7 protein-coding genes are annotated in these 7,013 nt (G+C 43.4%); all 7 read left to right on the forward strand.

What is annotated here, in order from left to right:
• Positions 1–524 (forward strand): type IV secretion system protein VirB10 (gene virB10 / locus D5018_RS20030; RefSeq protein WP_133309355.1); only part of this gene is annotated, 524 nt, incomplete at its 5' end.
• Positions 502–1,554, forward strand: a complete 1,053-nt coding sequence (virB11, locus tag D5018_RS20035) for a P-type DNA transfer ATPase VirB11 (protein ID WP_121840754.1) — start codon at positions 502–504, stop codon at positions 1,552–1,554. The genes virB10 and virB11, both read left to right, overlap by 23 nt.
• The gene (locus tag D5018_RS20040; RefSeq protein ID WP_121840755.1) at positions 1,551–3,407 is read left to right on the forward strand and encodes a type IV secretory system conjugative DNA transfer family protein; all 1,857 of its coding nucleotides are present in this window, start codon (positions 1,551–1,553) and stop codon (positions 3,405–3,407) included. The genes virB11 and D5018_RS20040 overlap by 4 nt, the downstream gene beginning before the upstream one ends.
• Positions 3,400–5,277, forward strand: a complete 1,878-nt coding sequence (locus D5018_RS20045; protein WP_121840756.1) for an LPD7 domain-containing protein — start codon at positions 3,400–3,402, stop codon at positions 5,275–5,277. The genes D5018_RS20040 and D5018_RS20045 overlap by 8 nt, the downstream gene beginning before the upstream one ends.
• Complete coding sequence (locus D5018_RS20050; protein ID WP_121840757.1) at positions 5,255–5,428, forward strand: conjugal transfer protein TraD; 174 nt, start codon at positions 5,255–5,257, stop codon at positions 5,426–5,428. The genes D5018_RS20045 and D5018_RS20050 overlap by 23 nt, the downstream gene beginning before the upstream one ends.
• Before the next feature lie 3 nt (positions 5,429–5,431).
• A complete protein-coding gene (locus D5018_RS20055; protein ID WP_121840758.1) occupies positions 5,432–6,424 on the forward strand; it encodes an ArdC family protein in 993 nt (330 codons plus the stop codon).
• 11 nt (positions 6,425–6,435) lie between these two features.
• The gene (locus D5018_RS21800; RefSeq protein WP_165905126.1) at positions 6,436–6,582 is read left to right on the forward strand and encodes a hypothetical protein; all 147 of its coding nucleotides are present in this window, start codon (positions 6,436–6,438) and stop codon (positions 6,580–6,582) included.
• Positions 6,583–7,013: the final 431 nt, after the last annotated feature.

Below are 7,013 nucleotides of genomic sequence, written 5' to 3' on the forward strand. Positions count from 1 at the left end.
CCGCCATTAGCAGCGACGTAGCAGGCATGACCCGTTGTCAATTAAGTCGTGATATTTACTCTACCAATGGCAAGGTATTGCTGCTCGAAAAAGGCAGTCATATTGTTGGTGAATACCAAGCTGGATTAGAGCAAGGACAAGCTCGAATTTTTGTATTGTGGGATCGCATCGAAACTCCAACAGGCGTGATTTTGGATTTAGCTTCACCGGGAACGGATAGCCTTGGTCGTAGCGGTCACACAGGTTATGTCGATGGTCATTTTGGACAGCGATTTGGCAGTGCCATGCTACTCAGTTTGATTGGTGATGTCGGCACTTATTACGCCAATAAATCCAAAGGGAATAGCAACAAAATCCAATTCGGAGACACCATTGGAGGTACTAAAGATCTCGCTTCTATTGCACTTCAAGACTCGATTCATATCAAACCAACTTTGTATAAAAACCAAGGGGAACACATCAATGTGTTTGTGGCCAGAGACTTAGATTTTAGGAGTGTTTATGAGCTTAAACTTAGCCAATGAAGTTGCAATTGAAGACCCAATTGAACCCAATCGTGCTGTTGCTTTATACGAGCACCTTAACGTACTCAACATTTATTTATATCCACCACAGATCACGGAAGTTGTCATCAATAAGCCACTGCAAGTACTAACGGAAAGGGAAAGTGGCTGGAAACAACATAAAGTGAAATCACTGACCTTGGAATACTGCAAACGCTTGAGCAAGTTGATTGCGACCTATTCAGGCCAAAAACTGGATGCCGTGCATCCAATATTATCTGCCACTTTGCCTGACGGTGAGCGAGTACAAATTGCCATTCCTCCAGTCACTCAAGTAGGTAAGATCAGCATTACTATCCGCAAGCCGTCCAAATCCGTGTTTACCTTGGACGAGTATCAACGGCAGGGCTATTTTTCACAACAAAGCCATGTTGATGGCAGTCAGAATGAAACCGATGCCCAGCTGTTAGCCTTTAAGCAAAATGATGATATTGCCGCTTTCTTAAAACTTGCCATCAAGCTTCGAAAAAACATCATCGTTTCTGGTGCCACTGGCTCAGGAAAAACTACTTTTTTACGTTCACTGCTGCAACAAGTTCCAGATTCAGAGCGATTGATTTCTATTGAAAATGTCGATGAACTGCAACTGTATAACACCCACTCCAATACCGTCAGTTTGTTCTATTCCGCAGGAAATCAAGGCATCGCCAATATCACTCAAAAGCAGCTATTAGAAGCAAGCCTTCGCATGAAGCCCGACAGAGTATTTGTCGCAGAGCTTATTCGTGGTGATGAAGCCTTTTACTTTCTTCGCAATATTAACTCAGGTCATCCGGGCAGCATTACTACCATGCACGCAGGTAGCCCTAAATTGGCATTAGAGCAGTTGATGGTACTGCTAAAAGAAAGCCAAGCAGGTTCGTCATTATCAAGAGAGGACATCAAGCAACTTCTGAATTTGTGTGTAGATGTAATTGTGCAGCTGCAAATGGTTAATGGCAGGCGTTTTGTCAGTGATGTGTTCTTTAATCCAAAGTCGTTGGAGGCATGATGAGCAAACGTGGCTGGATTATTTTATCAAGCATCACTGGCGTCTTTATCGTAAGTCTGTGGCTCAGTGGTGCTTTGTTCTTATGGTTCGCTAACCTCGATGTAAAACAATCCAGCCCCTTAACCATTTTCAAATACGCCTATTACTTTGGATATCAGCGTATCACTCAGTTTTATCTTATTTTATCCGTTACCATCGGCTTTGCACCTGTTATCGCTTTTATTGCCAAGAAGCTTAAAACAAAAAAGCAGCCTCTCTACGGTGACGCCAAATTTGCCGACACCAAGCAAATTACACAAGCTGGATTACTGGCTAAAACTGGCATCATCGTTGGCAAAAAACGCTTTGGCTTTTCAGAGCAATATTTACAGTTTGCAGGGCAGCAACATGTGTTAATGTCTGCACCAACCCGTAGCGGTAAGGGTGTCGGTGTGGTTATTCCCAACTTGCTGAGTTGGCAAGACTCAGTGGTAGTGCTGGATATAAAACAAGAGAACTGGCACATCAGTTCAGGTTTTCGAAAGGCTCACGGCCAGCAATGTTTTCTTCTTAATCTCGCACCAAGAAACTACCAAAGCCATCGCTGGAATCCACTGTATTACATCTCTAATGATCCCAGTTTTCGTATAAACGATATTCAGAAAATCGGTCAAATGTTGTTTCCCAACCTCGATAACGAAGCTCCCGTTTGGCAAGCCTCTGCTCGTTCTTTATGGCTGGGTTTAGTTTTGTATTTGATTGAATCACCACCTTTGCCTGTAACCATGGGCGAAGTGCTGAGGCTACTCACTCAAGGCGATGAATATCTGGCTCAGCAATTAGAATTAAGGCTGGATTCCAACGTCAGTTTATCCAGCCAATGCTTGTTGGCTCTAAAAGAATATCTTGATACACCAGAGCGCACACGTGGCTCTGTGCGGAAAAGTTTCACTTCGGCTTTAGAGCTGTTTTATAACCCAGTAATTGATGCGGTTACCGCAGGTAATGACTTTGACCTTCGCCAAATACGTCAGCAAAAAATGTCGATTTATGTCGGCGTTACTCCTGATGATTTAAGCCGTTTATCACCACTCATTAATCTGTTTTTTCAACAGCTGATAGACCTCAATACTCGTGAGCTGCCAGAACAAAATCCACAACTCAAATACCAAGTGTTATTGCTACTCGATGAATTTTCAGCCATTGGCAAAGTCAGCATTTTGAGCAAAGGCATTAGCTATGTGGCAGGTTATGGATTACGGCTACTTACCATTATTCAATCTCCAGCCCAGCTAAGAGAAATCTACGGTCATGATGGCGCTGAAACCTTAATGGATAATCATGCGCTGCAAATCGTGTTTGCACCGAAAAATCCCAAAGTGGCGAGAGAAATCTCAGATAGCCTTGGCACATCTACCATCAATAACCGCAGTCGCAGCCGTCAGCTATCAGGCAAAGGCGGTAAAAGTGAAAGTATTAGTGATCACGGCAGAGCCTTAATGTTGCCACAAGAGCTGATGCAAATGGGCGCTGATAATGCCATTTTACTGCTAGAAAATTGCCCACCCGTAAAATGCCAAAAACTGCGTTGGTATCAAGATAAACAGCTAAGTGTTCGGGGTAATCACCCAGATAGAAATTATTACTCAATTCCAGACATCCCAAAAGTTACACCCAAGCAGCACTCAATCACCATTACTCAAATTCGCTGTGTTGATGATGGCGATACAGCAAGTGCTGAGCAATTTGAACCTAACAATAGTGTTGCAGAGCAGTCGAACCAACCAAACCCCGAGCCTATATTTCAAAAAACACCAATGAATGACTTGGTTACCGATTTCAAAAATGTAGTTGGAGATGAAAACCATGAGTAATGAGCAATTGAAACATAAAACCTATTTGACCGTGGGTTATGACGATAGAGCGCAAGCACAAAAGGAAATTGGCAGGCTCAGCAATGGCGTTGCGGCCATCAGCTTTGATGGTGAACAAGGCTTGTGGTTCGCCAAAGCTGGCACTGATAAATGTAGAGTTGAGCCTTGGCTGCCTGATCCCAATATGATGAAGCAGCACAGCGATACCGATCCCTTGCTTGAATTTAACAATGTCTTAGAAACAGCAGGTTTCTTACTAAAAGAGCCACCGCTGATGGATGGTCAAATTCATCGTGTTGCCACACAAGATGACAAACGAGGACAGAAGAGTGGCGTCTATGCCGTATTTAATGATGGACATCCCGTTGGCTGGTATCAAGACCACCGTAACCACAGCGAGCCGCAAAAATGGCATGCCAGCTTTGAACAAGCCGATCCAACCGCAAAGCTTCATCAAAAAGCGCACATGGCCAATATTCGCTATCGACGAGAGCAAAGTCTCAATCAAAAGCAACAACATCACGCCAAACGCTGCGCTCAATTGTATAGACAGCTACCCACGGCAAACAGTGGTCAGGGCTATTTGAATCGCAAAGGCGTACAAGCTTATCCCGGTGTTTGTCAGGACAAAAAAGGCCGATTGGTGATACCGCTTTATGATGCTGAACAGAACATCCATAGCATTCAGCGAATAAGTCCCAATGGTTTTAAATGCCTTAAAAAAGGCGCACAAAAGTCAGGCCATTTCTTTGTGGTAGGCGATAGGCCACTAAACGCCAATGAACCCATTCTCTATGCTGAAGGCTACTCAACAGCAGCGAGTATTGCGGAAGCTACAGGTCGCAGCGTAGTGATGACAGTCGACGCAGGTAATATGCCCAAAGTCGCTGAAAAGATCAGTGCCAAGTATCCTAGCGCTAAGCACTTATTTCTTGCCGACAATGACCATAAAGGCCAAATCAACAAAGGCATACAAAAAGCCAGAGAATCAGCCAATTTAGTTGGCGGTCATTGGCTAACGCCCAAGTTCTATACTGAACAGATCCAACATGGCTTAACCGATTTCAATGACTTACACATGAGCAACAGTATATTCAGAGTGAAAAAGCAAATTGAAGGTTACATTGAACGCTGTTGGCCAGAGCTGAAGTACCAAAAACCAGAACGATTACAGCCACCGCTTAATAGCATTATGCCTATCAGTCCTGTACTCAAAACCATAGCAACACAGTCGCAAAAAACTGTGCCCGAACAAGTAAAAACACCAGAAACTGAATTAAAGACAAAGCCAGAGAACCCGACACAGCCTCCGAAACCAAACAAAGAGCAACCAGAAAAAGAAACATCAAAAATGCCGATGCCCAAACATCTGTATATGCGCTACACCTCAGCCAATGGCAAAAACTATTTCCCCAATCGAAATTCAGCAGCACTCGCCTTTATCGACAAAGGCAACAAACTACAAACACGACTGGAGCACAGCAAAATCATTATGGATTTATTGGCGATTGCTAAGCACCGAGGCTGGCAACAAATCAAGCTTAGAGGCAGTCAGAACTTCAAACGTGAAGCATGGTTGCAAGCCAAAATCAAAGGCATGGACGTCACAGGTTACAAACCTCAACCACTGGATTATCAACTTTTGGCACAGCAAGGGGTAACCATCAACAAGCCATCTCAACAGACTCAAGCGGTAAAGCCCCAAGCTCAGCCAACCACTTCCCCACCAAAGCAGCAAGTGACTTCACAAGCCAAACCACAATCCGCACTAGAACGGTTTAAGCAAAGATTTACTCCACAAAATTCAATTGCCAAATCCCGCTTTGCACCAAATAAGGAAAACCACTATGAACAACAACTTGAACACTAAGCTTGATGAAAAGCTACACCTGCTCAACACACCACAAAATATTGTAGAAGTCACGAAAGCAGAAGCTGGCGAGCTGGGTGCATTTGAGGAAGATGCGCTATCTGAACAAGATGCATGGGAAGCAGTAGAAGTTGATACTGATGGGGAGTAAACCATGCCAACGAATCAAAAAAACAAAGTCCCGTACCATGAGCAAATCGCCAATAAGCTTATTGAACAATTAAAGCAAGGTACTGCACCTTGGCAATTACCTTGGAAGCCGGGCGAACCAAGAATGCCTCATAATCCAGTCAGTGGCACTAAATATAAAGGTTCCAATGCAATCTGGTTAGCCATGCAAGGCAAACAAGATCCAAGATGGATGACTTTCAAGCAAGCCAATAGCCTCGATGCCAAAGTCATGAAAGGACAACATGGCACTATCGTTCAATATTGGAAGCTGTTCGATAAGGTAGATAAAACCGACAGTAATGGCAAAAAGATCTTAGGTGCTGACGGTAAACCCATAAAAGAAACCATCAAACTAGAAAAGCCCAAAGTATTCAGTGCCGTTGTGTTCAACGCTGTCCAAATCGAAGGCTTACCAGAACTGGAAATTAAAACTGAACCCGATTGGCAACGTCATAAACGAGCAGAAAAAATCCTAAACAATATCGGTGTCGCCATTCATCATGATCAGCTCGATAATGCCTACTACAGTCCATCAACGGACAGCATTCATTTACCCGCCAAAGCCCAATTTGAAACCGCAGACCGATATCTGGCGACCATTTATCATGAAGCAGCCCATAGCACAGGCCATTCCAGTCGATTAGCCCGAGATATGACAGGTCGTTTCGGTGACGAATCCTACGCCAAAGAAGAACTCAGAGCCGAAATCGCCTCACTAATGATCGGTGACGAACTCCAAATCGGCCATGACTTCGGCCAGCATGCAGCCTATGTCGATGCGTGGATTAAGGTGCTGCAAGATGATCCAAAAGAAATTTTAAGAGCTTCAAGGGATGCGGAGAAAGTCCAAAGTTATGTAATGGGATTAGAGCATGAACAGCACTCTGAGAACACAGCAAAGTTAAATCATCCGAAATCTAACATAACATCAACCATTTCAACTAACACAAAACCAGAATACCAAATCGAACTTTAGGAGGGCAATCCATGCAGCATCCACACTTTAAAGCTTTCAAAAGGGGCGATATAACCGCAGATAACCAATGGCATCACTACTGCTTCAACCATCAAGTACCATTTATTTCGGTGAAATACCGAACAAAGCTCGCTGACGTTGAGTTCCGTTGGGTATAGTGACCATAATCCTAAATTTTATCTAGCATAAAGGGGTTATAAGATGAAATGTTGGGCAAAAACAGTGTCCGAATGTTGTGGAATCCAGTCAAGAGAACATTATCTAACTAAGGGGCTATTCTCAGATAAATTTCTAAATGTTAGAAATGCTCGATTTTTAACCGGGGATAAGGTTATCCCTAAAAATGAGCTGACAAAAAAGTGTTTATGCAAAAAGCATAATGAGCTACTAGCACCTTATGACAATGAGGCTATAAAATTTGGAAAAGCGCTAGAATACGCTGGAAAGCTTTCTCTAAAACGAAGAAAAAGTGTAACTATTCAGCCCATCTGACTCAATCTGCTTAAAATAGCAACGGTTGAGTCACCATTTTACTTGATCCTCAATGATCATTTGACCGATCTTCCCAGTATGTCATGCTGACCAAATA

The sequence above is a fragment of the Parashewanella curva genome (assembly GCF_003675895.1).
GTDB classification, from domain to species: domain Bacteria; phylum Pseudomonadota; class Gammaproteobacteria; order Enterobacterales; family Shewanellaceae; genus Parashewanella; species Parashewanella curva.

What these genes read in the sequence shown, in the direction of transcription:
- virB11 (WP_121840754.1), top strand. Translation starts at nt 502, where the DNA reads ATGAGCTTAAACTTAGCCAATGAAGTTGCAATTGAAGACCCAATTGAA.
- D5018_RS20040 (WP_121840755.1), top strand. Translation starts at nt 1,551, where the DNA reads ATGATGAGCAAACGTGGCTGGATTATTTTATCAAGCATCACTGGCGTC.
- D5018_RS20045 (WP_121840756.1), top strand. Translation starts at nt 3,400, where the DNA reads ATGAGTAATGAGCAATTGAAACATAAAACCTATTTGACCGTGGGTTAT.
- D5018_RS20050 (WP_121840757.1), top strand. Translation starts at nt 5,255, where the DNA reads ATGAACAACAACTTGAACACTAAGCTTGATGAAAAGCTACACCTGCTC.
- D5018_RS20055 (WP_121840758.1), top strand. Translation starts at nt 5,432, where the DNA reads ATGCCAACGAATCAAAAAAACAAAGTCCCGTACCATGAGCAAATCGCC.
- D5018_RS21800 (WP_165905126.1), top strand. Translation starts at nt 6,436, where the DNA reads ATGCAGCATCCACACTTTAAAGCTTTCAAAAGGGGCGATATAACCGCA.